The following is a 26,612-nucleotide window of genomic DNA, read 5'->3' as shown; positions in this document are numbered from 1 at the left end:
ATAGCTATGATCCTGCACATGGTGTCACCACTTCGGGGACCCCTCCCGCGTATGGTCGAGTGACCAACCGCTTAGTAGGCTCGCGGGCACGAGCCCGCTTTCTCAACGACGAGGAGGTCCCCCGTGACCGATTCCCCTTCCCGTGTCGCCGTGGTCACCGGTGCCGGCCGCGGCATCGGTGCCGCCGTCGCCGCACGGCTGGCCGATGACGGCTTCGCCGTCGCGCTGCTCGACCTGGACGAGGCCGGCGTCAAGCAGGGCGCCGAGGCGATCGTCGCGAAGGGCGGCAAGGCCGTCGGCGTCGCGCTCGACGTCAGTGACGCCGAGCAGGTCGAGGCGGCCGTCACCCGCGTCGCCGACGAGCTCGGGCCGCCGGTCGTGCTGATCAACAACGCCGGCATCACCCGCGACAACCTGATCTTCAAGATGACCGAGCAGGAGTGGGACTCCGTCCTCGACGTGCACCTCAAGGGCTCCTTCCTGATGACCCGCGCGGTGCAGAAGTACATGACGCAGCAGAAGTACGGCCGGATCGTCAACCTGTCGAGCACGTCGGCGCTGGGCAACCGCGGCCAGGTCAACTACTCCGCCGCGAAGGCCGGCATGCAGGGCTTCACCAAGACCCTCGCCATCGAACTGGGCAAGTTCAACGTCACCGCCAACGCGATCGCGCCGGGCTTCATCGCCACCGACATGACCGCCGCGACGGCCGAGCGCCTCGGCATGGGCTTCGAGGAGTTCAAGGCCGCGGCCGCGACGCAGATCCCCGTGCAGCGCGTCGGCACGCCCGACGACATCGCCCACCTGGCGTCGTTCCTGGTCAGTGAAGGTGCCGGGTTCATCTCCGGCCAGGTCATCTACGCCGCCGGCGGACCGAAGGACTGAGGCCGATGCGCGAGTTCGAGAACCTGGACGCGTTCGCCGCCGCGGTCGGCGAGCACCTCGGGTACAGCGAGTGGCACACGATCACCCAAGACCGGGTGAACAAGTTCGCCGACGCCACCGACGACCACCAGTGGATCCACGTCGACGAGGCGATGGCGGCCGCCGGCCCGTTCGGCGGCACCATCGCCCACGGCTTCCTGACGCTGTCGCTGCTCTCGGCGTTCGGCCCGAAGATCTACAAGGTCAAGGGCATCAAGATGGGCATCAACTACGGCCTCAACAAGGTCCGCTTCCCGCAGCCGGTCAGGGTCGGCTCGAAGGTACGGGCCGGGGCCGAACTGGTGGAGATCACCGACATCCCCGGCGGTAAGCAGGCGGTGTCGAAGTGGACGGTCGAGATCGACGGCGAAGCGAAGCCCGCTTGCGTCGCCGAATGGGTCACGCGGTTCCTGGCGTGACCGGCACCGGGGCGGCACTTTCCCGGGAAAGTGCCGCCCCGGACCCCTCTGTACGTCATACCGACTAGTCGGTATGCTCCCTCGCAGCACGCTTGAGGAGGCTGGATGAACCCGCCAGGACTCGACCTGAGCCGCCTGCGCGCCCACCTGGACGCGCACCGGCCCGGCCTGGTCGCCGGGGAGCTGACCGCCGACGTCGTGGAGGGCGGCCGGTCGAACCTCACCTACGTGGTGGGCGACGGCCGGTCGCGCTGGGTGGTGCGCCGCCCGCCGCTCGGGCACGTGCTGCCGACCGCGCACGACATGACCCGCGAGTTCCGGGTGATCTCGGGCCTGCGCGACACGGCCGTGCCGGTGCCCGACGCACTCCTGCTCTGCGAGGACGCCGACGTCATCGGCGCGCAGTTCTACGTCATGAGCTTCGTCGAGGGCACGCCCTACCGGACCGCGGACGAACTCGCGGAACTCGGCGAAGCACGCACCCGGGCCATCGCCGACGCGCTGGTCGACACGCTCGTCGACCTGCACGCCGTCGACCCGGCCGCCGTCGGGCTCGGGGACTTCGGCCGGCCGGAAGGCTTCCTGGAGCGGCAGCTGCGGCGCTGGAAGAAGCAGCTCGACGCGTCCCGCAGCCGCGACCTGCCGGGCATCGAGGAGCTGCACGACCGGCTCGCCGCGGCGGTCCCCGTGTCCGGGAAGCCGTCGATCATCCACGGCGATTACCGCCTGGACAACGTCCTCGTCGACAAGAACGACAAGATCTCGGCGGTGCTCGACTGGGAGATGTCGACGCTGGGCGACCCGCTGACCGACCTCGCGCTGCTGGTGGCCTACGCCGAGCGCGACAAGGTGTCGCTGCAGTTCGTGTCGAACGCCAGCTCGGCGCCGGGCTACCCGACGACCGACCAGGTCGTGGCGCGCTACGCCGAACGCTCGGGACGCGACGTCTCGCAGCTGAACTGGTACGTCAGCTTCGCGTTCTTCAAGCTGGCCGTGATCCTGGAAGGCATCTACTACCGCTACCAAAAGGGCCAGACGGTCGGGGCGGGCTTCGAAGGCGTCGGAGCCGGCGTCCCGCTGCTCATCTCGCACGGCAACGAGATTCTCAAAGAGGAGAAGTAATGGACTTCGCGTTCGACGAGAAGACCGAGGAGCTGCGCGGGAAGCTCCTCGAGTTCATGGACTCGCACATCTACCCCGCCGAACCGGTCTTCGAACAGCAGCTCGCCGAACGCGACGACCCGTGGGCGATCCCGCCGGTCATGGACGAGCTCAAGGCCGAAGCCCGCAAGCGCGGCCTGTGGAACTTCTTCCTCCCCGGCGACCACGGCGCGGGCCTGACGAACCTGCAGTACGCGCCGCTGGCGGAGATCACCGGCCGCAGCATCCGGCTCGCCCCGACCGCGCTCAACTGCGCCGCCCCGGACACCGGGAACATGGAAGTGCTGGCCATGTTCGGCAACGAGCAGCAGCAGAAGCAGTGGCTCGAGCCGTTGCTGAACGGCGAAATCCGCTCCGCGTTCGCGATGACCGAGCCGGACGTCGCCTCCTCCGACGCCCGCAACATCGAGACGGCCATCCGCCGCGACGGCGACGAGTACGTCGTCAACGGCCGCAAGTGGTACATCTCCGGCGCGATGAACCCCGCGTGCAAGATCTTCATCGTCATGGGCAAGACCGACCCGGACGCCGCGCCGCACAAGCAGCAGAGCATGATCCTGGTCCCCCGCGACACTCCGGGCGTGACGGTCAAGCGCGGCATGAACGTCTTCGGCTACGACGACAGCGACCACGGCGGCCACGCCGAGGTGCTCTTCGAGGACGTCCGCGTGCCGGTGGAGAACCTCATCGCCGGCGAGGGCGACGGCTTCGCGATCGCCCAGGCCCGCCTCGGCCCGGGCCGCATCCACCACTGCATGCGCGCCATCGGGATGGCCGAGCGGGCGCTGGAGCTCATGTGCCGGCGCGCGATCTCGCGCGAAGCGTTCGGCAAGCCGATCGCCCAGCAGGGCGTCGTGCAGGACTGGATCGCCGAGTCGCGCGTGAAGATCGAGCAGCAGCGGCTGCTCGTGCTCAAGACCGCGTGGCTGATGGACACCGTCGGCAACCAGGGCGCGCACACCGAGATCCAGGCGATCAAGATCTCCACCCCGATCACCGTCGAGTGGATCCTCGACAAGGCCGTGCAGGTGCACGGCGCGGGCGGCGTCAGCCAGGACTTCCCCTTGGCGGCGATGTGGGCGGGCAACCGCACGCTGCGCCTGGCCGACGGGCCGGACGAGGTCCACAAGCGCTCACTCGCCCGGCGTGAGCTGAAGAAGTACCTCTCGGAGGGCGCGAAGTGACTGTCACCGCCGAAGACCTGAGCCGCCAGGCGACCGAGTTCCTGGCCGCGCACGACCCCGCGTCGACCGACCGGCTGGAGTTCCTGCGGGCCCGGTTCGACGCCGGCCTCGCCTGGATCCACTTCCCCGCCGGCCTCGGCGGGCAGAACGCGCCCCGCGCGCTGCAGTCCGTCGTGGACGGTGTGTTCGCGGACGCGGGCGCGCCGGACAACAACCCGCGCCGGATCGGCATCGGCCTCGGCATGGCCGCGCCGACCATCCTCGCCTTCGGCACCCCGGAGCAGCGCGAACGCTTCCTGCGTCCACTGTGGACCGGCGAGGAGGTGTGGTGCCAGCTGTTCAGCGAACCGGGCGCCGGGTCCGACCTCGCGGCGCTGGGCACGCGGGCCGTGCGCGACGGCGACGACTGGATCGTCACCGGCCAGAAGGTGTGGACGTCCGGCGCGCACGAGTCGCAGTGGGCGATCCTGGTCACCCGCACCGACCCGGACGTCCCGAAGCACCAGGGCATGACCTACTTCCTCTGCGACATGACCGCGCCGGGTGTCGAGGTGCGGCCGCTGCGCCAGATCACCGGCGAGGCCGAGTTCAACGAGGTCTTCCTGACCGAGGTCCGGATCCCGGACACCCAGCGCCTGGGCGCGGTCGGCGAGGGCTGGAAGGTCGCGCAGACGACGCTGATGAACGAGCGCGTCGCGATCGGCGGGCACGTCCAGCCCCGCGAGGGCGGGCTGATCGGCATCGTCGCGAAGACCTGGCGCGAGCGGCCCGAGCTGCGGACGCCGGAGCTGCGTGACCGGCTGGTGCAGCGCTGGGTCGAGGCGGAGACGCTGCGGCTGGCCGGCACCCGGCTGCGCCAGCAGCTGACGGCGGGCGCGCCCGGGCCGGAGGGCTCGGCCATGAAGGTCGCGTTCTCGGAGCTGAACCAGGCGCTGACCGGCCTGGAGGTCGAGCTGCTCGGCGAAGAGGGCCTCGCCTACGACGACTGGACGTTCCGGCGCCCGGCCATCGTCGACTTCACCGGCCGCGAAGCCGGCTACCGCTACCTGCGCGCGAAGGGGAACTCCATCGAGGGCGGCACCTCGGAGGTCCTGCGCAACATCATCGCCGAGCGCGTGCTGGGGCTGCCCTCGGAGCCGCGCGTCGACAAGGACGTCGCCTGGAAGGACCTTCCCCGATGAGCCAGACACAGCCTGACCTGCTCTATTCGGACGTCGAAGAGGACCTGCGGGCTTCGGTCCGGGACCTGCTCAAGGACAAGGCCGGTGCCGAAGCGCTGCTGGCCCGCGTCGAGACGGCCGAAGGCTACGACCTGAAGCTGTGGCGCACGCTGGCCGACGAGGTCGGCGTGGCCGGGCTGGCGGTGCCCGAGGAGCTGGGCGGGCACGGCGCGTCGGCCCGCGAGGTGGCCGTGGTGGCCGAGGAACTGGGCCGCAGCGTCGCGCCGGTGCCGTTCCTGGGCAGCGTGGTGCTGGCGACGACGGCGCTGCTGCACACCGCGGACCGCGAGTACGTGGGCCGCCTGGCCGCGGGTTCGGCGATCGGTGCGCTGGCCGTCCCGCTGTCCACGGCGCCGGGTGCGGGCTTCCCGTCCTCGGTGACGGCGAACGCGGACGGCACGCTGAGCGGGCGGGTGGGCACGGTCGCCGACGCGTCGGTGGCGGACCTGCTGGTCGTGCCGGCCGCGGGCCCGGACGGGCCGGGGCTGTACGTGGTCGAGGCCGCCGCGGCGACGGTGTCGGAGCTGGTGTCGTTCGACCTGACGCGCCGGGTGGCCGACGTGGTGCTGGACAACGCGCCGGCGGTCCTGGTGGCGTCGGGTCCGGAGGCCGCTTCGGCGCTGGAGGAGGCCCTCCTGTTCGGGGCGGGCATCCTGGCGTCGGAGCAGACCGGCCTCGCCGAGTGGGCGCTCACGGAGACGGTGTCGTACCTGAAGGGCCGGTACCAGTTCGGCCGGCCGGTGGGCGGGTTCCAGTCGCTCAAGCACCGGCTGGCGAACCTGTACACGGACCTGGTGCTCGCCCGCGCGACGGCCCGGAACGCGGCCGACGCGCTGGCCACCGGCACCGACGTGCCGATCGCGGTGGCGGTCGCCCAGGCCCGCAACGCCCCGATCGCGGTGAAGGCCACCGAAGAGGCGATCCAGCTGCACGGCGGGATCGGGATGACGTGGGAGCACCCGGCCCACCTGTACCTGAAGCGCGCGAAGGCGGACGAACTGGCGCTCGGCACCCCGGGACGGCACCGGGCCCGGCTGGCGGACCTGGTGAACCTGCCCGCCTGAGTGGTCTGCCGCGGCCGGTCGTGAGTGGGAAACAGGGTTAGAACACTGTTTCCCGCTCACGACCGCCGAGCCGCCCGTTCGTGAATACTATTCATCTTTCTTCGCATTTTCGCTCGTCTGAGCGAAAATTCTGTGAGCCAGGCCACTCGCGAGGCAAAAGGGTGGCAAAAGTGCCCGCCTTCCCATGGTTCTCCCCACCCATCGCGATCTAGCCTGGGCGCCATGGAATTCGCCGCCGCGCCGACGGATGCCGGCGCGCCCGCCGCGCTGGAAGAATTGACCGTCGCCGTCGGCGGTCACCGGTACAGCGCGCTCGCGGCCGGACCCGAAGCGGGCGAGCTGGTCCTGCTGCTGCACGGCTGGCCCGAATTCGCCGACGCCTGGACCGAGCAGCTGCACGCCCTCGGCGAGGCCGGCTACCGCGCCGTCGCGGTCGACCAGCGTGGCTACGCCCGGGAAGCGCGCCCCGAGGGCGTCGAGCACTACGCGATCGAGCACCTGGTCGGCGACGCCCTCGCCTTCGCCGACAGCCAGGGCGCCGACCGGTTCCACCTGGTCGCGCGCGACTGGGGCGGCATGGTCGCCTGGGCGCTCGCCACCGCGCACCCCGGCCGGCTGCGGTCCTTGACGGTGCTCTCCACCCCGCACCCGTCGGCGCTGCAGCGCGCGGCCGCCACCGACGACGGGCAGTTCCACGACCTCGGCTACATCCGCTTCTTCCGCCGCGGCGTCGGCAAAGCCGAGAAATTCCTCTTACGCGACGAAGCCGCACAATTACGCGCTGTTTACAACCGGCGGATTCCGGTCGAATTCGTCGAACGCGCCGTCGCGCGCCTTTCCGAGCCGGGCGCGCTGACCGCGACGCTGAATTGGTACCGCGGCGCCACGAACGACGGATTCGACGTTCCGGCCGGCCGCATCACCGTGCCGACGCTCTACCTGTGGGGCAGCGAGGACCCGTACCTCGGCCAGAGCGCCGCGGAGCTGACGGTCCACCACATCGACGCGGAGTACCGCTTCCAGATCGTCGAGGGCACGAGCCAGTGGATGGCGATGGAGGTGCCCGACGAGGTGAGCGCCCTCGTGCTGGACCACCTCCGGCGGCACTAGTGGTGCACGGTGCAAGGTGTTCGACGTTCGGGGCGGCGGGAACCTGCGCCAAGAGAGCCCGGCCCGAACAGCCCCGGCCGCGATGCAGTGAATGACCCATTCACCTCGTCCGACGACATGAATGACTCATTCATGTCGTCGGACCAGCCGCCGCGCCGCTGTCAACGAACCTCAGCCGCGCGGCCCGCCGGGCACTGATCGGGTTCACGACCACGCAGTCGACCAGGGCGAGACCCACCACGGCCTCGACGTGGTCGAGATCCAGCGTCCCGGCGATGCGGGCGCCTCCCAGGCGCACCCCGCGGGGGTCCACCGGACCGCGCAGGCCCAGCAGCAGCTCGCGCAGCACCACGGCCCGCACCGGGGCGTCGGTCACGTAAGCGAGGCCGCGACGGCCAGTTCCCGCTCCGCTCCGGTCAGCTTGTCGAGAACAGGGAGCGTCACCCCGTCCCTCAACCAGGTGGGCGGAGCGCGTCCAGGAGCAGGTCCGCGTAGTGGTCGCCGACCTGGCGGGCCGACAGCGTGCCGCCGCGGCGGTACCACGAGCCCAGGTGGTGGACCGACCCGAAGAAGAAGTCGACGACCACGTCGGCCGGCTTGTCCGTGCGGAACTCCCCCGACGCCTGCCCTTCCTCGACCAGGCCGCGGAAGCGCTCGTGGTACTTGCGGCGCTCGGCGCGCACCGCCTTCTGCTTGTCCGGCGACAGCTGGTGCATCGACTGCAGGAAGATCGTGTTGTCGTCGAGGTTGTCGATGCTGGAGACGACGACGTCGGACGCGGCGGCGGCGAGGCGTTCACGCAGCGGGGCGCTCGACGAGGCGACGCTCTCCAGCTGGCGGGTCTGCTCGCGCAGGACGCGGGCGTAGATCTCGTAGAGCAGGTCGTCCTTCGAGCCGAAGTAGTGGTACATCGCGCCCTTGGTGACGCCCGCGGCCTCGACGATCTCCTGGACGGACGTGCGGTCGAAGCCCTTTTTGGCGAACAGCTTCGTGGCGTGCTCCAGCAGCCGGCGCGGCACGGCGGCCTGGTCTTCGCCGGCCGCCTCGCCCGGCTTACGGGTGCTTGCTCGGGTCACGGCAAGTACCCCCTCTCCGAATCAGGACGCACCAGGATAACGGCTCAGTCCCGCCAGGACAGGAACCGCCGCGGGTTGTCGACGAGCATCGTGGTGATGTCCGTTTCGGACACCCCGCGTTCCCGCAGTGCGGGCAGCACGTCCCGCGTGATGTGCAGGTAGTGCCAGTTCGGCGTCAGCACGGGCAGTTGCTCGGCGGGCAGCCAGTCGATGTAGCAGGACGCGTCGTGCGAGAGCACCATGCTGCCCGCGTAGCCGCGCTCGCACATCGCCGCGACGGTGTTCACGCGCTCCTCGAACGGCAGCAGCAGGTCGAGCCCGAACCGGTCCATGCCGAGCAGCGACCCGCGGTCGGCCAGCTCGGTCAGGTAGTCCAGGTCCGTCGAGTCGCCGGAGTGCCCGACCAGCACCCGGCTCAGGTCGACGCCCTCGTCGGCGAAGATCGCCTGCTGCTCCAGCCCGCGCCGCGTGCCGGCGTGCGTGTGGGTCATGATCGGCGCGCCGGTCTCGACGTGCGCCTTCGCGACCGCGCGCAGCACGCGCTCGACGCCGGGCGTCACGCCGGGCTCGTCGGTGGCGCACTTGAGCAGCCCGGCCTTGACGCCGGTGCCCGCGATGCCCTCGCGGAGGTCCCCGACGAACATCCCGACGAGCGGGTCGTCGCCCTGCAGCATCGTGCCGGGCCCGCGGAAGTGCAGGTAGTGCGGCACGTCGTTGTACGTGTAGAGCCCGGTCGCGACGACGATGTTGACCTCGACCTCGGCGGCGACCCGCTGCACGCGCGGGATGTAGCGGCCCAGGCCGATCACCGTCGGGTCGACGATCGTGTCGATACCGGCGTCCTTCAGCTCCTTGAGCCGCCGGATCGCCTCGGGGACGTGCTCGTCCTCCTTGAACCCTTCGTGCTCGGGGTAGTTGGCGACGAACTCGGGGCTGAGCACGAAGAGGTGCTCGTGCATCAGGACCTTGCCCAGCGCTTCCGGCGCGATCGCGCCGCGGACCGTCTCGACCATCAGCCCCTCGCCCGCAGTTCGCGGCGCAGGATCTTGCCGCTGGTGGTCTTCGGCAGCTCGTCGAGGACTTCGATGGTGCGCGGGTACTTGTAGGCGGCGAGCCGTTCCTTGCACCAGGCCACGAGTTCCGCCGGGTCGGCGGTCGCGCCGGGCGCGGGGCTGACGTACGCCTTGACCGTCTCGCCGCGGTACTCGTCGGCGACCCCGACGACGGCGGCTTCGCGCACGGCCGGGTGCGTGTACAGGACGTCTTCGACCTCACGCGGCCAGACCTTGAAGCCGGACGCGTTGATCATGTCCTTCTTGCGGTCGACGACGTAGACCCAGCCGCGCTCGTCCATGAAGCCGATGTCGCCGGTGAGCAGCCGCCCGCCGGGCAGCGCCTCGGCCGTCGCGTCCGGGCGGTTCCAGTAGCCGGAGACGACCATCGGGCCCTCGACGGCGATCTCGCCCGCCTGCCCGAACGGCAGCTCTTCGCCGTTCTCGCCGAGGATCCGGACGATCGTGTCCGGCACCGGCAGGCCGATCGAGATCGTGCCGGACTCCGGGTCGATCGGCGCCTCGAGGGTGCCGGGGACGACGACGCAGCCGGCCGTCGTCTCGGTGAGGCCGTAGCCGTTGTGGATGTAGTGCCCGGTCTTCGCGCGGAAGGCCTCGACGACGGCGGGTGGCAGCGCGGCACCGCCGGAGTAGAGCAGCGCGAACGACGCGAAGTGGTCGCGGCTGAAGGACGGGTGCGCCATCAGCGCCATGTAGGCCGTGGACGGTCCGACCATGTACGACGGCCGGTGTTCCAGGAGGGCGTCGAGCACGACCCCGGCGTCGAAGCGGTAGGCGAGGGCGAGCGTGCCCTCGATGTCGATCGCGGAGCCGACTTCGCAGACCATGCCGGTGATGTGGAACAGCGGCGCGAGCCCGAACAGGGTCGAGCCCGCGGGGAGGCCGCTGAACGAGCCGAGCCCGGCGGCGTTGGTGCCGATGTTGCCGTGGGTGTTGGTGGCGCCCTTCGGGGTACCGCTCGTGCCGGAGGTGTAGCTGATCAGCGCGGTGTCGTCGAGCGCGAAGGCGGGTTCCGGGGGCTTCGGGCCCGGTGTGGCCGCGGCTTCGAGGAGTTCCGTCGCGCCCGGCGTCTCTTCGCGGGTGACCTTGCCGAGCACGCGTTCGTCGTTGCGCGTCTGGAACTCCAGTTCGCTGGTGGTGAGGGTGATGCCGACCCCGGTGGCCGCGGCCGTCTCGCCGATGTAGGCGTTCCAGCCGCGCTGGGAGCAGACGACCGCCTTGACCCCGGCGTCGGTGAAGACGTGGGTGAGCTCGCGCTCGCGGTACATCGGGTTGACCGGCACCACGATCCCGCCGGCCTTCCACGCGCCGAGCAGTGCGATGACGAACTGCGGGATGTTCTGCAGCACCAGGGCGAGCCGGTCGCCGCGCTCGAAGCCGCTCTTCGCGAGGTACCGGGCGACGCCGTCGGAAAGCTCGTCGACCTCGCGGTAGCTCAGCCGTGCGTCGAAGTACGCGATCGCGGCCCGGTCGGGCACGTGGTCCACCGCGCGGCGGAACGACTCGGGCAGCGTCGTCGGCTTCGCCGGTTCCGCGGTCCGCGCCCGTTCGTCGTAGCTCGCGAGCCAGGGCTTCGCGTCGTACCAGCTCATCCAGTGACCTCCCTTGGACACCGACCGGTCGGTATGCCGACGCTAGGAGGCGCAGCGGTCCGCGTCAAGACCCGGCTCCGCCACGGAAATGCAGAACCCACCTTTCACTGCGGAATACGGATGCCGGTTCGAAATGGTTCACCTTCTCTCCTTTCATCGCTTAGCTCTGGACAAATCCCTGGTGGAGCCGCCACGATGGCGTCCGCGGCCGGTTCGGCCGCACCATTCGGAACAACCGCGCGCTGCCCGTGTGGACCCTCTATGTTCACGTTAACTTGGAGTGATTCATGCCTGCTACCGGTGGACGACACCGCCTCTCGAAGCGGACGAAGATCGCGACGGCGGCCCTCGGCCTCGCCATCGCGGCCGGCGCACTGGTCATCGCCACGACCGTCGGTGACCCCGGCGCGGCCAACGCGGCCGGTGCCGCTTCGGGCGGGCAGATCACCTGCCCGGACGTCGCCTCCCAGCTCCCCGCGATTCCCGCTCAGGCCCAGGCGGAGGTGCAACGCAACCTCGGCCTGCTGAACACGCAGATCACCGAGGCGAACAACCGCCTCGTCACCAGCGCCGGCCAGGGCGGCCCGAACTTCGTGCAGAACGCCATCCTGGGGCCGCTCCAGGACAAGCGCACCTCCACGATCGACCGGATCGCCATCGCCATCGGCCGCCAGGGCGAGAAGCCGCAGAACCTCGGCGGGCTCGCCGCGTGCTCGCTGGGCGGGCAGGCGAACACCGGCACCGGCACCGGCGCGGGCACGGTCTCGACCGCTCCGGCTCCAACCAGCACGGGCGGTGGCACCGGGGCCGTCGCCGGGCAGATCACCTGCCCCGACGTCGCGTCGCGGCTGCCCGCCATCCCGGCGTCGGCCCAGGCCGAGGTCCAGCGCAACCTCGACCTGCTGAACACCCAGATCACCGAGGCGAACAACCGCCTCGTCACCAGCGCCGGCGAAGGCGGCCCGAACTTCGTGCAGAACGCGATCCTCGGCCCGCTGGAGGACAAGCGCGTCGCGACGATCAACCGCATCGCCACGGCGATCGGCCGCACCGCCGCCAAACCGCAGGGCCTCGACGCACTCGCCCCCTGCAGCCGCTGACCCCGTCGTGAGTGGTAATTCGGGTTCTAACCCGAATTACCACTCACGACCGGGCTGACAGGGCGCTGATCCGCAGGAAACCCGTGGCGGTCATGGTGATCCGCACCTCGGTCGTGGTGACGGGATCGAACTCGAGCGTCGTCGGGTCGTTCGAGCCGCTCCCCCACGTCACCTTCAGGTTCCGCACCGGCTCCCATCCTCGTGCCGTGCGGCAGGCGACCTCGACCGCGTCCGGCCGGCCGTGCCGGGCGTCCACGACGAAGTTCGCCGTGACCGCGCCGACGCGCCGGGCCGCGGGCCAGATGAGGGAAACCCAGTCCTGCGGCCGCGGCCGGCTCACCGCCGGCAGCGTCGCGGTCGCCGGCTTGACGTAGAAGTTCGACCAGCCGGTGGCCGGGTCGCCGTCCAGCATCGCGGCGGGCAGCGTGTCCGGGGCGCCCGAATAGCTCGCGTCCGCGGCCGGGACGACCGAGGGCCCGGGCCGTTCGACCGCTCGTGCGCCCGGGCCGTTGCGCTGCCCGAGGTTCGTGCCCGGCACGGTGGCCGTTCCCGGCTCGAGGCCCGGCGCGCTGGCCGTGACGGTGATCGGGCCCCGGCCGCCGGTCGCGGCGATGACCGCCACCGCCTGGCCCTTGAACGCCGGAATCGTCGGCTGCTGGTAGCTCTGCGCGAGCTCCTGCCTGCCGTTGTCCACCCCGGCGACCCGCCCCGGCCCGCGGACGCCGAACCGCAGGACCGGCTCGGCCCCGGGCACCAGGACACCGTGCGCATCCACGACCGACGCCGTCACGAACGCCATCGCACCGTCGCCGCGCGGCTCGGCGGTCAGGGTGACCGCGCGCGGCGGCCCGGCCGTGACGAGCCGGTCGCGGGCCACCTCGCGCCCGCCCGACCGGGCGATCGCGGTGAGCGTGCCTGGCTCGAACGGCACGGTCCAGGTCAGGTGCAGCTTGCCGGTGCCGCCGTTCGGGCTGGTGTAGCTGCCGGAGGGGTCGTTCTTGTCGTCGCCGACGGGTTCGGTCGTCTCGAGGTACACCCGTCCGTCCACAGTGGTCTTGCGGTCGAACCGCCGCACGCCGAGCGACCGTCCGTTGAGGACCAGCTCGACGGTGTCCACAGTGGAATACACCCACACGGAGACGGGTTCGCCGGGGCGGTGGGTCGTCCAGTCCATCGGCGTCAGGTGGACCATCGGCGTGGTGGTCCACTGGCTGCGGAAGAGGTGGAAGGCGTCCTTGGGCAGGCCCGCGCTGTCGACCGCGCCGAAGAACGACGTCTTGACGGGGAAGACGTCGTACGGTGTCGGCTCGCCCAGGTAGTCCTGGCCGGCCCAGAGGAACTGGCCCTGGCAGAACTTCCGGTCCCGGTCCTTCTTCAGCGAGTACTCGCCGCTGAAGGTCCACGAGGCCAGGTTGTTGTCGTACGACGACGTCGCCCGCTTGCCCGGCGTGTGGTTCTCCCCCGTGTTGAGCAGGTCCGGGTCCTGGTACACCCCGCGCGTCGAGGTCTCCGACGACGACTCGGACTCGAAGAAGAACTTGTCCGGGTAGGCCGCGTGCAGCCCGTCGATCGACTGCGCGGTGTTGTAGTTGACGCCGAGGCCGTCGAGCTGCCGCAGGATCAGGTCCTGCGGCGAGCCGGGCGCGGGCACGCTGCGGTACCGGTCCGAGCCCATGATCACCGGCCGGGTGGAGTCAATGCCGCGGACCACGGCGATCAGCCCCGCCGCGATCTGCGGGCCGCCGGCCATCGACGCGTCCGGCACCTCGTTGCCGATCGACCACAGCACGACCGCCGGCGAGTTCTTGGCCGCGTGCACCATTTCGGCGGTGTCGCGCGCGCTCCACGCGTCGAAGTCGCGGTGGTAGTCGAACTCGACCTTCCCGGTCCGCCAGCAGTCGAACGCTTCGACCATCATCAGGATCCCGAGCCGTTCGCAGACCGCCACCAGTTCCGGGGCGGGCGGGTTGTGCGCGGTCCGGAGCGCGTTGACGCCCATCGCGAGCATCAGCCGCAGCTGCCGCTCGAGCGCGGCCTGGTCGATCACCGCGCCCAGCGGCCCCTGCGTCGCGTGCAGGTTGACCCCGCGCAGCTTCATCGGCACGCCGTTGAGCGAGAACCCGCGGGCGGGGTGGAACTCGGTGTACCGGAAGCCGAAGTCCGTCGTGGTCGTGTCGAGTGCCCGCCCGGCCACGATGATGTCGGTGCGCAGCCGGTACAAGCGGGGCTGCTCGACGGACCACAGCTGCGGACCCTGGACGCTCTGCGTGGTGACCGCCGTGGCCGTCTGCCCGGCGGCCACGGTCACGGTCGTCCCGCTCTTCGCCGCCACCCGGCCGGCGGGGTCGGTGACCGTCGTGCGCACCTCGGCCGTCACCGGGGCGGCGGAGTCGTTCGCGACGTCCGTGGCCACCCGCACGGTGCCGCGGCCCGCGGCGATGTCGGGGGTGGTGACGAAGGTGCCGTGCCGGGCGACGTGCACCGGCTCGGTGACGACCAGGCGGACGCGCCGGTAGATCCCGCTGCCGGAGTACCAGCGGCTGCTGGGCAGCGGGTTCGTCGCCCGGACCGCGAGGACGTTCGGGGTCCGGCCGTCGGTGTGCAGGCGGCCGGTGAGGTCGAAGGCGAAGCCGGTGTAGGCGTACGGGTGGGTGCCGAGCAGCTCGCCGCCGAGATATACGTGCGCGTCCGAGTAGACGCCGTCGAACTCGACCGAAACGCGCTTGCCGGCGAGCGACGGTGGCAGGGAGAACGTCTTGCGGTACCAGCCGAGGCCGCCGCGGAAGAAGCCGGACCCGCTCTGGGTACCGTGTTCGGTCGGCGGGAGCTCGATGCTCCAGTCGTGGGGGACGTCGACGACCTGCCAGCCCGAGTCGTCGTAGCCGGGGTTCGCGGCGTCGGCGAAGCGGCCGTCCGGGTCGGTGACGCCGTCGGGGTTCGCGAGGGCGAACCGCCAGCCGGTGCCCAGGTCCGTCGCGCGGCCGGTGACGGCCAGGTCCGGCCGGGTCAGGGCATCGGCGGCCCGGGCGGCGGGCGCGAGGGCCGACGTGACCACCGCGGCGCCGACCCCACCCAGGATCAGCCGTCTGCTCGGTTCGGGGGTGGGCGGCATCGGCGAGTCCCTTCCGGCGAGTGCTGTTCGGGCGCGGAACGCACTATTGCACAAGGGTTTCGCGATGGACAAAGGGTTCGACAGTTTCGAACTGGCCATCTTCCAAGCGACCGCTTAGTATGGTCGGCGACCCCCAAGGAGGCCCCATGTCCACTGTGGACGGAGTTCGGTACGCGGCGGACGGCCAGGTCGCCACGCTGACGTTCGACAAGCCGGACCGCAGCAACGCGATGGACGTGCCGATGCAGGCCCGCTACGGCGAGCTGCTGCGCCGGGCGGACGCGGATCCCGACGTGCGGGCGGTGGTGGTCACGGGCGCGGGACGGGCGTTCTGCCCCGGCGCCGACCTGGGGTTGCTCGACGACATCGCGGCCGCTCCCCCGGCGTCCGGCGGCGGGCACGAGAACTTCCGCGACGTCCTGGCCGCGTCTTCGGCGGGCGTCCCGGTGGTGGCGGCGGTCAACGGCGGCTGCGCGGGGCTGGGCTTCGTGATCGCGTGCTCGGCGGACGTCCGGTTCGCGGCGGCGGGCGCGAAGTTCACCACGGCGTTCTCCCGCCGCGGGCTGATCGCGGAGTACGGCATCGCGAAGCTGCTGCCGTCGCTGGTGGGCGAGGGCCGGGCGCGGGACCTGCTGCTGTCGGGGCGGACATTCACCGCGGAGCAGGCGTTCGACTACGGCCTGGTCCAGGAGGTGGTCCCGGCCGGCGAGCTGGCGTTGCGCGCCCACGCGTACGCGATCGAGCTGGCGACGTACAGCGCGCCGAGGTCGATGGCGGTGATGAAGGCGCAGTTCGCGCGGGAGGCTCTGCTGCCCCTGGAGGAAGCCGCCCGCGAGGCGACGGCGTTGATGATCGACTCGTTCGGCCGTCCGGAGCTGGCCGAGGGGCTGGCGAGCTGGAACGAGCGCCGCGAGCCGAAGTTCCCGCCCCACCCGGCAGGCTGACGCGGTGACGGGCACCTTCCTCCCTCGGATGGGAGGAAGGTGCCCTTCAGCCCGCCTAGTGTCGCGCGTCTGAGGTTCGTCGACAGCGGCCCGGCCCTGCGCGCCAAAGCGGCATCGGGTGCATCGGACCCGGATCTGCCGAGGGTCGCGGTGGCTGGTCCGGCGACAGGAATGAGTCATTCATGTCGCCGGACGAGGTGAATGACTCATTCATGTCGTCGCGGGAGGGGGGCTGCACGGGCCCGGGGTCTCGTGGCGCAGGCTCCCGGCACCCCGAACGGCAAACAACCTGCAACGCGCGACACTAGCCGTGGGTCCACTTCTGGGCCGCGCTCTGGTTGCAGTCGTAGATCTGCAGCTGAGTCCCGTCCGTCGTCGTGCTGCCCGGGTCGTCCAGGCACCGGCCCGACTGCGGGTTCACCAGCGATCCCGCCGTGCCCGCCTGCCACGTCTGGGCGCCGGAGCCGTTGCACTGCCACAGCTGGACCTTCGTGCCGTTCGCCGTGCCGCTGTTGCTCACGTCCAGGCAGCCGCCCTGGGCCTGGAACGTGCCGTCCGCTCCCGCGAACCACTTCTGCGCCCCGGTGCTGTTGCACGTGTACAGCTGCACGTGCGTCCCGTTCGCCGTCCCGCTGGTGGCCACGTCCGCACACTTGCCCGCGATGCCCGAGGTCAGCGGACCCAGGTGCGGCAGCGTCCCGTCGTACGACGGTGGCGGGTTCGACGCCGCCCACGCCGTGTTCGGCGACGTCCCCAGGGTGAACGCCAGCGTCCCACCCGACGTGAGCGCCGACGTCGGTGCGTACGCGTTGTTCCAGGAAGCGCCGTTCCAGGAAGCACTCTGGACGTACGGCGCGTTGTCCGCCGCCGCCGGCGCGTTCACCGTCAGCGTGGCTCCGCTCGGGAGCGTCACGACCGCCTGCGTGAACAGCGGGCTGCCCAGCGCGAGGTCCGCCGTCCCCGGCGTCATCGGGTAGAAGCCCAGCGCCGAGAACACGTACCACGCGCTCATCGCGCCGAGGTCGTCGTTGCCGGCCAGGCCGCCCGGCGCGTCGGTCCAGATCTGGTCCTGCACCTGCCGGACGACCTTCTGCGTCTTATAGGGCTGCCCGACGTAGTCGTACTCCCACGGCAGCTCCAGGCTCGGCTCGTTGCCGAGGTCGGCCTGCGTCCCGCCGCTGCCGTGGAACCCGGCCAGCACGCTGTCGAGGTAGCTGACCAGCGACGCGTTGCCGCCACGCGCGGCGGCGAGGCCGGCGACGTTGAACGGCACCATGCCGGTGTACTGCCACGACGTGCCCTCGACGAAGTTCGAGCCGCTCGCGGGGGTGAAGCCGGCGGTCCAGCCGCCGCCCGCGTCCTTGGGCTGCATGAACCCGCTGGCCGGGTTGAAGGTGTTCTTCCAGTTCTGCGCCCGGCCGGCGTAGAACGCCTGGTTCGCGGTGTCCCCCAGCGCCCCGGCGAACGCCGAGAGCGCGAAGTCCGCTGTGTCGTACTCGAGCTGCGTCGAGACCGGGCCGTAGAAGTTGCAGCACTGGTAGGTGCCGTTGGCCGGCAGGTACCCGGGCGCGTTCGTCGCGTTGAGGCCCGGCCGGACGTTGTTGGGCGTGCCCGCTTCCTTCAGCATCGCCTGCAGCGCCGCCGCCGTGTCGAAGTTCCGGGCCCCGAAGGCGTAGTAGCTCGCGAGGATCGCCGTGCCGGGATCACCGACCATCACGTACGTCTCGCCGTTGTTCTGCGACCACTTCGGCAGCGTGCCGCCCTGGGCGTAGTCGGCGATCATCGACTGCGCGATGTCGCTCGTCTGCGCCGGCGCCAGCAACGCCGACAGCTGCGCCTGCGTGCGGTAGATGTCCCAGCCGGAGAAGTTGGCGTAGTGCGCCGAGTGTCCGCTCGCGACGGTGTGCACCTGGTTGTCGAAGCCGATGTACTGGCCGTTGCGGTCGGAGAAGACGTTGGGGTGCAACAGCGAGTGGTACAGCGCGGTGTAGAAGACGCGCTGCTGCGCCGCGGTGCCGCCGGCGACCTGGATCCGGCCGAGCAGCGCGTTCCAGCTGTCGTGCGCGGCCTGCTTGGTCGCGGCGAAGTCGAACGCCGGGATGTCGGCCGCGCGGTTCGCGACCGCGTTGGCCACCGAGACGTAGGAGATGCCGACCTTGGCCTGCACCGTGGGGTTGGTGGTCGTGTCGAACCGGACGTACGCGCTGCCCGGGCCGGCGGCCGGGGCAGCCGCGGCCGCCGAAGCCGCCGCGCCGTGGAGCTTGCCGGGCGAGGCCTTCGGGGTCACCGCGGCCGCGGCGGCGGTGCCGCTGGAGCTGAACGCGCGGTCGAAGACGACGTCGAAGTAGAGCGTGTAGGTGAACCCGGCGCCGCAGAAGTGCCCGGAGGTGACCGAACCGGACACCTCGGTCGGGCTGACCACCGTCCACGTCTGGTTCGACGTGCCGTTCTGGCTGCCGTTCAGCTTGAACTGCAGGTTGGCCTGGGACGTCGACGGGAACGTGAACCGGCCGATCCCCGACCGCAGCGCGGTGGTCAGCTCGGTCGTGACGCCGTTGCCGAGGCCGACCGAGTAGGCCCCGGGGCTCGCGGATTCGGTGCTGTGGCTGAAGGACACGCTCGCGCCGGTGTTCACCGCGCCGACCGTCGGCAGGATCGGGACGTCGCCGTCGGCGCCGCAGCCCGGGCCGGACAGGTGCGTCAGGCTGAACCCGGTGATCGACGAGTCGTTGTACTCGTACCCGCCGCCGTCGGGGCGGCTGGGCGTGTCGGGACTCCACTGGACCATCCCGAACGGGACGTCGGCGCCGGGGAAGTCGTCGGCGGCGTTGGAGGTGCCGATGAAGGGGTTCACCAGCGACGCCGGATCGGTGACCAGCTGCGCCGCCGAGGCGGGTACGGGGATCAGTCCGGCCAGGGCCAGGGCGGTGGCGGCGGAAAGCCGCGTGAGGGTACGCAAGACCATGTCACTTGTCCTTCGCCGTCGAGCACAAGTTCAGCCGATGCGATCCGGAACGGTCCTCGCGCGGTGACACCGTTGTCAACGGTCCGTGGTGATCCTGTCGCGTTCCGGACACGGCCGGGTGAAAGCGATGAGTTTTCCCGGCCCCCGCCGTCAGTACTGAAGTCCGCGAACCGGCCCAAAGGAGACATCGTGGCGAAACTGCTCTACGGCTTCAGCTGCTCGGTCGACGGCTTCATCGCCGGCCCCGGCGGCGACATGTCCTGGCTGACCCCGTACCTCGGCCCGGACCCGGTGGTCGACGAGCTGATCCCCGAGATCGGCTCGCTGCTCGTCGGCCGCCGGACCTACGGGGGCGACGACCCGCACCGGGGCACCGAAGCCGAGGGCAAGGCCTTCGGCGGCGGCTGGGAGGGCCCGCAGTTCGTGCTCACCCACCGGCCGGCGGCGCCCGCGCCCGGGACCACGTTCGTCGACAACCTTGTCGGCGCGGTCGCCGCGGCGAAGAAAGCGGCGGGCGACAAGTACGTCAACGTCCTCGGCGCCGACATCGCCCGCCAGTGCCTCGAAGCGGGTCTGCTCGACGAGATCCTGGCGATGCCGGTGCCGGTGCTGCTCGGGGACGGCGTCCGGATGTTCGACCGCCCCGGGGGCAAACCGGTCGGGCTGGAGCTGCTGCGGCCGAACTGGTACCGCGTGGTCCGCTAAGGCCGCATCCCGAAGGACGGCCGGCCGAGCAGTTTCGGCAAAACGGCGTACGCGTCCGGAACCCAGTCGCACAGCCGCGCGCGGGTTTCGCGCGGGTCGATGACGTCCTCGACCGAGAACCGCTCCGCGGTGCGGAACGGCGAGCGCACGGCGTCCAGGCGGGCGCGGATCTCCTCGATCCGCTCCGCCCGGTCGTCGGCGGCGTCCAGTTCGGCGCGGTACGCGGCTTCGATGCCGCCCTCGACCGGCAGCGAGCCCCAGTCGCCGGACGGCCACGCCCAGCGGCGGACCAGCCGGTGCCGGTTGACCTGGCCGGCGCCGCCGACGCCGAACACGCGCCGGACGATCACCTCGGCCATCGGCACCCGCGCCTGGTAGACCGCGGTCACCGCGCGGGCGCCGTGCCGGATCGCGCCCGCGCGTTCGGCGGCCGCGCCGATCACCATGCCCGCCTGGTCGGTCAGGGACACCAGCGGCAGGTGGAAGGTCTCGCAGAGGTCGACGAACCGCGTCATGACGTCGGCGCCCTCGGGCGTCAGCGTCGCACCGCGGTACGGGTCGGTGGCGAGCACGCCGACCGGGTGCCCGGCCAGCCGCGCCAATCCCGCGTAGGCCGAACCGCCCGAGACGGCGTAGTCGAACACCGAACCTTCGTCGAAGACGCCGTCGAGCAGCGGCCGCAGCCGGTAGGGGTGCCGCCGGTTGCGCGGCACCAGCGACAGCAGCACCTCGGCACGCCGGTCCACCGGGTCCTCGGTGGACGTCACCGGCGGCAGTGTGTCCACGGAGGACGGAAGATAGGACAGGAACTGTTTCAGCACGGCGAAAGCCTCGGCCTCCGACGCCACGATCCGGTCGACCGCGCCGCTGCGCCGGTGGACGTCCGCGCCGCCCAGCTCCTCCTTGGCGAGGTCCTCCCCCGTCGCGTGCTTCACCACCGGCGGCCCGGCGACGAACAGCTGCCCGGCGCCTTCGACCAGGACGTTCAGGTGGGCCATCACCGCCCGCGCCGCACCGAGTCCGGCGACCGGCCCCAGGCAGAGCGCGACCACCGGCACCGTGGAGAGGTTGTCCACCACGAGGTCCCAGCCCGGGTTGACCGGGACGTAGGTGAAGCCGTGCTGCTCCAGCATCTTGACGCTGCCGCCGCCCCCGGTGCCTTCGATCAGCCGCACCATCGGCAGCCGGAGCTCGTGGGCGAGCCGCTCGGCGTAGACCTGCTTCTCCATGATCGCGGCGTCGGCGGCGCCGCCGCGGACGGTGAAGTCGTCGCCGCCGATGGCCACGCGCCGGCCGTCGAGCTTCGCGGTGCCGATGACGAAGTTGGCCGGGGTGAACGCCTCAAGCTCGCCGTCCACATAGGACGCGGTGCCGGCGAGTGCCCCGATCTCGTCGAAGCTTCCGGGGTCGACGAGCGCGGCGATCCGCTCGCGGACCGTCGACCGCCCGGCGGCGTGCTGACGGGCCACCTTCTCCGGCCCGCCCATGCGCTCGGCCAGCTCGCGCCGCCGCGCGATCTCGTCGACCTCCGGCTGCCAGCTCATTCGGCTTCTAGGGCCGCTTCGACCTTGCGCTGCAGCTTGTTCATCCCGCCGAGCCAGCGGTCGGTCTGCGTCGCGCGGGCCGCGTAGTAGTCGGCGACCTCGGGGTGCGGCAGCACCAGGAACCGCTTCTCGTCGATGGCCGCGAACAGCGCGTCGGCCACCTGCTCGGGCTCGATCGCGGACGCGCCCATCAGCAGCTGACCGGCGGTGCCGGTGCTCTCCAGCATCGCGGTGCGCACGCCCTGCGGGCAGATCGCCTGCACGGTGATCCCGCGGTGCCGGTAGGTCGCGGACAGCCACTCGGCGAACGCGAGCGCGCCGTGCTTGGTGACCGAGTAGGGCGCCGAGCCGAGACTGGTCAGCAGGCCGGCGGCGGACACCGTCGCGATGAAGTGACCCTGGCCGCGCTCGAGCCACGCGGGCAGCAGCAGGTTCGCCGCGCGGACGTGGGCCATGACGTTGACGTCCCAGGTGCGCGCCCAGACCTCCTCGGGGCTGTCCGCGCCACCGAAGGGCGCGATGCCCGCGTTGGCGCAGAAGACGTCGATCTCGCCCAGCGTCTCGCGGGCGCTCTCGACCAGCTTCGCGACGCCTTCGGGGCTCGCGACGTCACCCGCGAACGCCGTCCCCTTCACCTCGGCGGCGACTTCGGCGGCCTTGTCGCCGTCGAGGTCGGCGACGAGCACCTGGGCCCCGCCGGCGGCGAAGCGGCGGGCCAGCGCGGCGCCGATGCCCCCGCCGCCCCCGGTGACGACGACGCCGGTCACAGGCCACCGCCCAGGGTCACGCCGCCGTCGAGCACCATCGTCTGGCCGGTGATCCAGCTCGCGTCGTCGGACAGCAGGAACGCGACGGCGCCGGCGATGTCGGCCGGTACGCCGAGGCGCTTCATCGGGTAGGCCGCCGCAACCTCTTCTTCGCGGCCTTCGTAGAGCGCGGTGGCGAACTTGGTCTTGACGACGGCGGGCGCGACCGCGTTGACGCGGATCTTCGGCCCGAGCTCGGCGCCGAGTTCGACGGTCAGCCGGATCAGCGCGGCCTTGCTGACGCCGTACATGCCGATGCCGGGCGAAGCCCCCAGACCGGCGACGGAGGCGACGTTGACGACGGCACCGCCGTGCTCGCCCATCCACGCGTCGCGGGCGCGCTTGGTCCAGCCGAGCGGCGCGAGGACGTTGACGCCGAGGATCTTCGCCGCGGCGGCCGGGTCGATGTCGAGGGTGGGCCCGTAGACGGGGTTGATGCCGGTGTTGTTGACCAGGTAGTCGAGCCGGCCGAAGGTCTCGATCGTCTTCGCGACCGCCTCGTCCTGGTGGTCGGTGTCGTCGGCCTTGCCCGGCACGAACATCGCCACGTCCGGCCCGCCGAGGGAGTTGACGGCCTCTTCGAGGGCCTCGGGCTTGCGCGCGGTGATGCACACCTTGGCCCCGCGCTCGACGAGCGTCTTCGCGATCCCGAGGCCGATGCCCCGGCTGGCCCCGGTGACGATCGCGACGCGATCCTTGAACGAGTTCACGGCAGTGTGTCTCCTTCGCGGTGTGGTGCCCGGCACATGCTAAGCGGTCGGTCAGGTGCCCATTATGCGCGATGCGGCCATCCTCTCAAGCCGACCCGCGTCACACCGGACGCGCGCCGTCCGCGCCAGCGTCGATCTGGTCGAGCATTGAACGAGCACGTACACGAAGAGTAATCACAAGGCGAAGGAATCTCACGACCGATCTCGGCGAAAACCGAGCTGTTTTCGGCAAATCGACTCCCGTACCAGCATTGCCGATCACTCTGTGTATCAGGGGGTGACTCGGCGCGCATGATCATCACGGTAGGTTTCGCGGCGTTCCCGGGGACCCCGACGACGCGGTCCCCGCCTCCCGATCTTCAGCGCGCGCCCCGTGGTGCGTGCTGTTCGCCGTGCCGAAAGGAAGTTGCTTGACCGCCACGACGTTGACACAGGTGCTGCGCGAAACCCACCCCGCCACCGGGACCACCCGGCTGGTCGTCCGGTGGGACCGCGAGACCGGATGGGCGCACCTGGCCATCGCCGTTCCCGGCTCCGGGCCCGTCTGCTTCGCGGGCTTCCACCGGTTCTCCGGGGGAAGCGCCGAAGCCGTCGCCGCCGAGCTCGCCGCCGCGGGGTGCGTGTCCGCTCCCCCGCTCCACCTCGACGACGCGCTCTCGGAAATCGAAGCCGTGCTCCCGGAGGTGACCCCGGATGCGCGTCGATGACCTGCACCTCACCGGGATCGGCAGCGACGTCGGCGCGCTGACCCCGGTCGCCGTGCCCCTCGCGGCCGGCGAGTTCACCGCCGTCGACGCCGACCGCACCGGCCAGCTGTCCACCGCCGTCTCCCCGCTGCCCGGCCCGGAACTGGCCGTCCGCGCCGGCCGGGAAGCGTTGCGGCAGAGCGAACTCACGACGGGCGAGCCGGCGTGGCCGACGCTGTGCCTGCACGCCGGGATCTACCACCCGGGCATCGACTTCTGGCACGCGGCGTCCTACGTCCGCGACCAGCTCGGCCTCGGCGCCGGGCCCGGCCTCACCCTCGAGCTGGGCGCGATGAGCAACAGCCTGGTGGCGAGCCTGGACATCGCGGCGAGTGTCCTGCGCGGCCGCCCGGACCACGACGACGCGCTCATCACCGCCGGCGACCGGTTCGGCGCGCCGGGCTTCCCGCACTGGAGCACCGACACCGGCATCGTCTACGGCGACGCGGGCAGCGCGGTCGTCCTCTCGCGCCGGCCCGGCCTGGCCCGGATCCGCGCGATCGCGTCGTACACCGATCCTTCCCTGGAAGGACTGCAGCGCGGCGACGAACCGTTCCGCACGGCCAGCGTCGCGGCCCACCGGTCCCTGGACATCCGCCGCCGCAAGCGGCAGTGGCTCGGCCGCCACGGCGGTCCGGCGCACGTCGACACCCGCAACGCCGACGCGGTCACGACGGTCGTGAAGACCGCACTGGCCGACGCGGGCCTCGACCTGCCCGGCATCGCGAAGATCTGCGCCCCGCACTACGGCCGCAGGCTGGTGCACACGCAGATCCTGCGCCCGCTCGGCGTGCCCGAACACCGCACGATGACCGAGCTGGGGCTGCGCGTGGGACACCTCGGGGCCAGCGACCAGATCGTGGCGCTCGACCACCTGCTCCGGACCGGCGAGGCGGGCCCGGGCGAGCACGTGCTGCTGCTGGGCATCGGCGTGGGCATGACCTGGACGGCCGTGGTCCTGCAGCTCGGCCCCGCCTGCCGCTGACGACGCGGGCGCCGGTCCGGTTCCCCGGCCGGCGCCCGTGTCCTACCGGGGGGTTAAGCGGTTCGGCGTGCACGCCGAACCGGAAGACGGCCGCTCGTCCCGAGGAGAACCAGCGTGCACCCCAGACACGTTCCGGCGCTGCTGTGCACCCTGCTCGCCCTCGCTCTGCTCGCGACCGCGTCCACTGTGGACGGTTCGTATCGCAAAGCCGGAACCCTGCTCACCACCGGCGGCCTCGGCGGCGCGGCCGCAAGGCCCGCGCGCGCTACTCACTGCCGATCCGCTTCGACGGCACGACGCCCGTACTCGGCTGAGCGGCCGACGTGCAGGCAAGCGCGCACCCCGATCTCGACGCTGGGATCGGGGTGCACGCGAAACCCGGGGAGCCGCCCACTCGGACGGCGCCCCGGGCCGGTCCGGTCTGCTACCGGCTCTTGTTCTCGGTCTTGCCCTTGCCCGCGGCCGCGTGGCCGTTGGTGCCGTTGACCGGCTTGGGAGCCGGCGGCTTCGGGGGCGCGGGCGTCTCCGCGGCCGGCTTGGGGGCCGGCGCCACCGGCTTCGCGGGCGTCGGCGGCACCGCCTGGTCGGCCGGGGTCGCCACCTTGTCGGCCGGCACCGGAGCCTTCTCGTCGTTCTCCGGCTCCGCCAGCGGGTTCGACCGCTTGACCTGCACGACGGCCACGATCGCGGCGGCCACCGCGCCGAGGGCCAGCAGCCACGGCCAGCGGGCCCGCCGGGAGCGGTCCCCGCGCGCCACGCTCTTCGCTTCCTTCAGCGCCACGGCCAGGTCCCGCTTCGCCGTCGCGACGGCCTTGCGCCGCTTGCGGTTCGAGTCGTTCGCCGAACCCGCCACGGTCGCGATCGCCTGCGCCGCCTTGCGGCCGGGGTCACGCATCTTCACCGCGCGGGCCAGCACCTCGTCACGGGCGGCGACCGAGTGCTTGCGCACGTCCCGGCGCGAAGACCGGGTGCTCTTGTCGAAGTCCTTGGTCGCCGAACGGCCGACCTTCGCCAGCTCGTCCGCGCCTTCCGTCAGCTTCCGATCGGTGATCTCCACCGCGCGTGCGGCCGCGGCCGCACCGACTCGCGCCGCCTCCGCGGCGAGATCCCGAACGCCGGCCGCCGCCGTCTTCACCGATCGACCGACCGGAGCATCGCCCTGGCCCATGTGATCACCTCTCACTAGTCCCGCAGGCAGGGGCCTGCTCAGTCTCACCCCTGTGGGCTACCCACCGAACGGCCTTCCGGAACCTCCGACCACCCGTCGGTGTCGGTCAGGCCCGCACGTCGGGCAGGCTCTTGCCGCGCTGGAGGTGCCACGCGCCGCCGGCTTCGTCGTGGTCCGTGGAGCGGCTCAGGTGGGCCCACTTCGCGTCGGTGTCGAGACGGTGCTGCCACGCCTCGCGGCCGAACTCGTAGGCGTCACTGCCCGCCAGCAGGCGCAGCGGCGGCTCGTCGAGGCCCGCGACCGTGAGCACCAGGTCGGCGACCTTCCGCGGGTCGCCGTTCGCGTGCTGCTCGAAGTCGGCCATCGCGCGGGCGGACGCGCCGACCGTCGCCTCGTACGGCTCGCTGATCGGCGGCGTGGCCATCGACGCGCCGGCCCAGTCGGTGCGCATCCCGCCCGGCTCGAGGACCGTGATCCTGATGCCCAGCGGGGCGACCTCGGCGGCGAGCGCCTCGCTGAACCCGCCGACCGCCCACTTCGCCGACTGGTACGCGGTCATCCCGGGGCTGCCGACGCGGCCGCCGACCGACGAGATCTGGATGATCCGCCCGCCGCCCTGCGCGCGCAGCACCGGAACCGCGGCCTTGGTGACGTACACCGTGCCGAGGAAGTTCGTCTCGATCTGCCGGCGGAAGACGTCGAGCGTCGTGTCTTCGAGGGACACCCGGTCGCCCTGGCCGGCGTTGTTGACCACGACGTCGATCCGGCCGAACGCGGCGACACCGGCGGCCACCGCGGCTTCGGCCGCCGAGGCGTCGGTGACGTCGAGCGGCTCGACGTGGACGCGGTCGCCGTAGCGGGCCACGAGGTCGTCCAGGGCCCGCGGGTCCCGGGCGGTCGCGACGACGCGGTGCCCAGCGGCGAGGGCCCGCTCGGCGATCTGCCGGCCGAGCCCGCGCGAGGAACCCGTCACGAAAAACACTGAACTCATCGGAAGCTCCTTT

23 protein-coding genes are annotated in these 26,612 nt (G+C 71.5%); 12 read left to right on the top strand and 11 right to left on the bottom strand.

Annotated elements, in window-relative coordinates:
* Positions 1–123 precede the first annotated feature (123 nt).
* The 7 genes from fabG (at position 124) to QRX60_RS31800 (ending at position 7,082) form a co-directional block, all read left to right on the top strand.
* The gene (fabG, locus tag QRX60_RS31830) at positions 124–885 is read left to right on the top strand and encodes a 3-oxoacyl-ACP reductase FabG (RefSeq protein ID WP_285995126.1); all 762 of its coding nucleotides are present in this window, start codon (positions 124–126) and stop codon (positions 883–885) included.
* Between the two features lie 5 nt (positions 886–890).
* Positions 891–1,343, top strand: coding sequence for a MaoC family dehydratase (locus tag QRX60_RS31825; protein ID WP_285995125.1), 453 nt, complete (start codon positions 891–893; stop codon positions 1,341–1,343).
* 105 nt (positions 1,344–1,448) lie between these two features.
* The gene (locus tag QRX60_RS31820) at positions 1,449–2,465 is read left to right on the top strand and encodes a phosphotransferase family protein (protein WP_285995124.1); all 1,017 of its coding nucleotides are present in this window, start codon (positions 1,449–1,451) and stop codon (positions 2,463–2,465) included.
* The gene (locus QRX60_RS31815) at positions 2,465–3,688 is read left to right on the top strand and encodes an acyl-CoA dehydrogenase family protein (protein ID WP_285995123.1); all 1,224 of its coding nucleotides are present in this window, start codon (positions 2,465–2,467) and stop codon (positions 3,686–3,688) included. Before QRX60_RS31820 ends, QRX60_RS31815 begins: the two co-directional genes overlap by 1 nt.
* Positions 3,685–4,869 carry an acyl-CoA dehydrogenase family protein gene (locus tag QRX60_RS31810; RefSeq protein WP_285995122.1) on the top strand — a complete coding sequence of 395 codons (1,185 nt, stop codon included), beginning with the start codon at positions 3,685–3,687 and terminating at the stop codon, positions 4,867–4,869. Before QRX60_RS31815 ends, QRX60_RS31810 begins: the two co-directional genes overlap by 4 nt.
* The gene (locus QRX60_RS31805; protein WP_285995121.1) at positions 4,866–5,972 is read left to right on the top strand and encodes an acyl-CoA dehydrogenase family protein; all 1,107 of its coding nucleotides are present in this window, start codon (positions 4,866–4,868) and stop codon (positions 5,970–5,972) included. The genes QRX60_RS31810 and QRX60_RS31805 overlap by 4 nt, the downstream gene beginning before the upstream one ends.
* A 222-nt stretch (positions 5,973–6,194) precedes the next feature.
* Positions 6,195–7,082 (top strand): alpha/beta fold hydrolase, encoded by an 888-nt coding sequence (locus tag QRX60_RS31800; protein ID WP_285995120.1) that lies wholly within the window; start codon positions 6,195–6,197, stop codon positions 7,080–7,082.
* Positions 7,083–7,212: 130 nt separating this feature from the next.
* On the opposite strand, the gene QRX60_RS31795 is transcribed toward QRX60_RS31800, so the two are convergent.
* The 4 genes from QRX60_RS31795 to QRX60_RS31780 form a co-directional block, all read right to left on the bottom strand.
* Entirely contained in the window at positions 7,213–7,458 is a 246-nt protein-coding gene (locus QRX60_RS31795) for a hypothetical protein (protein WP_285995119.1), read from the bottom strand.
* Between the two features lie 76 nt (positions 7,459–7,534).
* The gene (locus tag QRX60_RS31790) at positions 7,535–8,158 is read right to left on the bottom strand and encodes a TetR/AcrR family transcriptional regulator (protein WP_285995118.1); all 624 of its coding nucleotides are present in this window, start codon (positions 8,156–8,158) and stop codon (positions 7,535–7,537) included.
* A 44-nt stretch (positions 8,159–8,202) separates the two neighbouring features.
* Positions 8,203–9,171: a phosphotriesterase family protein gene (locus QRX60_RS31785; RefSeq protein ID WP_285995117.1), complete on the bottom strand. Its 969-nt coding sequence runs from the start codon at positions 9,169–9,171 to the stop codon at positions 8,203–8,205.
* Positions 9,171–10,823 (bottom strand): AMP-binding protein, encoded by a 1,653-nt coding sequence (locus QRX60_RS31780; protein WP_285995116.1) that lies wholly within the window; start codon positions 10,821–10,823, stop codon positions 9,171–9,173. The genes QRX60_RS31785 and QRX60_RS31780 overlap by 1 nt, the downstream gene beginning before the upstream one ends.
* 287 nt (positions 10,824–11,110) lie before the next feature.
* On the opposite strand from QRX60_RS31780, the gene QRX60_RS31775 reads away from it, so the two are divergent.
* Positions 11,111–11,923 (top strand): hypothetical protein, encoded by an 813-nt coding sequence (locus QRX60_RS31775; RefSeq protein WP_285995115.1) that lies wholly within the window; start codon positions 11,111–11,113, stop codon positions 11,921–11,923.
* A 43-nt stretch (positions 11,924–11,966) separates the two neighbouring features.
* On the opposite strand, the gene QRX60_RS31770 is transcribed toward QRX60_RS31775, so the two are convergent.
* Positions 11,967–15,035 (bottom strand): glycoside hydrolase family 2 TIM barrel-domain containing protein, encoded by a 3,069-nt coding sequence (locus tag QRX60_RS31770; protein WP_285995114.1) that lies wholly within the window; start codon positions 15,033–15,035, stop codon positions 11,967–11,969.
* A gap of 146 nt (positions 15,036–15,181) precedes the next feature.
* Here QRX60_RS31770 and QRX60_RS31765 point away from each other — a divergent pair, with 146 nt between their 5' ends.
* A complete protein-coding gene (locus QRX60_RS31765; RefSeq protein ID WP_285995113.1) occupies positions 15,182–15,979 on the top strand; it encodes an enoyl-CoA hydratase-related protein in 798 nt (265 codons plus the stop codon).
* Between the two features lie 304 nt (positions 15,980–16,283).
* Here the strand turns inward: QRX60_RS31765 and QRX60_RS31760 are convergent, their stop codons facing one another.
* Positions 16,284–18,944, bottom strand: a complete 2,661-nt coding sequence (locus QRX60_RS31760; RefSeq protein ID WP_285995112.1) for a lectin — start codon at positions 18,942–18,944, stop codon at positions 16,284–16,286.
* 189 nt (positions 18,945–19,133) lie between these two features.
* Between QRX60_RS31760 and QRX60_RS31755 the strand changes: the two genes are divergently transcribed.
* Entirely contained in the window at positions 19,134–19,649 is a 516-nt protein-coding gene (locus QRX60_RS31755) for a dihydrofolate reductase family protein (RefSeq protein WP_285995111.1), read from the top strand.
* On the opposite strand, the gene QRX60_RS31750 is transcribed toward QRX60_RS31755, so the two are convergent.
* Genes QRX60_RS31750 through QRX60_RS31740 form a run of 3 tightly spaced genes read right to left on the bottom strand, consistent with a single transcriptional unit; the run spans position 19,646 to position 22,709 of the window.
* Positions 19,646–21,193 carry an acyl-CoA carboxylase subunit beta gene (locus QRX60_RS31750; protein WP_285995110.1) on the bottom strand — a complete coding sequence of 516 codons (1,548 nt, stop codon included), beginning with the start codon at positions 21,191–21,193 and terminating at the stop codon, positions 19,646–19,648. The genes QRX60_RS31755 and QRX60_RS31750 overlap by 4 nt on opposite strands.
* Complete coding sequence (locus tag QRX60_RS31745; RefSeq protein ID WP_285995109.1) at positions 21,190–21,960, bottom strand: SDR family oxidoreductase; 771 nt, start codon at positions 21,958–21,960, stop codon at positions 21,190–21,192. The genes QRX60_RS31750 and QRX60_RS31745 overlap by 4 nt, the downstream gene beginning before the upstream one ends.
* Positions 21,957–22,709 carry an SDR family oxidoreductase gene (locus tag QRX60_RS31740; RefSeq protein ID WP_285995108.1) on the bottom strand — a complete coding sequence of 251 codons (753 nt, stop codon included), beginning with the start codon at positions 22,707–22,709 and terminating at the stop codon, positions 21,957–21,959. Before QRX60_RS31740 ends, QRX60_RS31745 begins: the two co-directional genes overlap by 4 nt.
* A 410-nt stretch (positions 22,710–23,119) precedes the next feature.
* On the opposite strand from QRX60_RS31740, the gene QRX60_RS31735 reads away from it, so the two are divergent.
* Together QRX60_RS31735 and QRX60_RS31730 are read left to right on the top strand one after the other, a co-directional pair.
* Entirely contained in the window at positions 23,120–23,416 is a 297-nt protein-coding gene (locus tag QRX60_RS31735; protein ID WP_285995107.1) for a hypothetical protein, read from the top strand.
* Positions 23,403–24,440, top strand: coding sequence for a ketoacyl-ACP synthase III family protein (locus tag QRX60_RS31730; RefSeq protein WP_285995106.1), 1,038 nt, complete (start codon positions 23,403–23,405; stop codon positions 24,438–24,440). The genes QRX60_RS31735 and QRX60_RS31730 overlap by 14 nt, the downstream gene beginning before the upstream one ends.
* Before the next feature lie 424 nt (positions 24,441–24,864).
* Here QRX60_RS31730 and QRX60_RS31725 read toward each other — a convergent pair whose 3' ends face one another.
* Complete coding sequence (locus QRX60_RS31725) at positions 24,865–25,608, bottom strand: hypothetical protein (protein ID WP_285995105.1); 744 nt, start codon at positions 25,606–25,608, stop codon at positions 24,865–24,867.
* 106 nt (positions 25,609–25,714) lie between these two features.
* Positions 25,715–26,599 carry an SDR family NAD(P)-dependent oxidoreductase gene (locus tag QRX60_RS31720; protein ID WP_285995104.1) on the bottom strand — a complete coding sequence of 295 codons (885 nt, stop codon included), beginning with the start codon at positions 26,597–26,599 and terminating at the stop codon, positions 25,715–25,717.
* Positions 26,600–26,612: the final 13 nt, after the last annotated feature.

It is taken from the genome of Amycolatopsis mongoliensis (genome assembly GCF_030285665.1).
Taxonomy (GTDB): Bacteria; Actinomycetota; Actinomycetes; order Mycobacteriales; family Pseudonocardiaceae; genus Amycolatopsis; species Amycolatopsis mongoliensis.
This window is presented reverse-complemented; position numbering and strand designations above follow the sequence as displayed.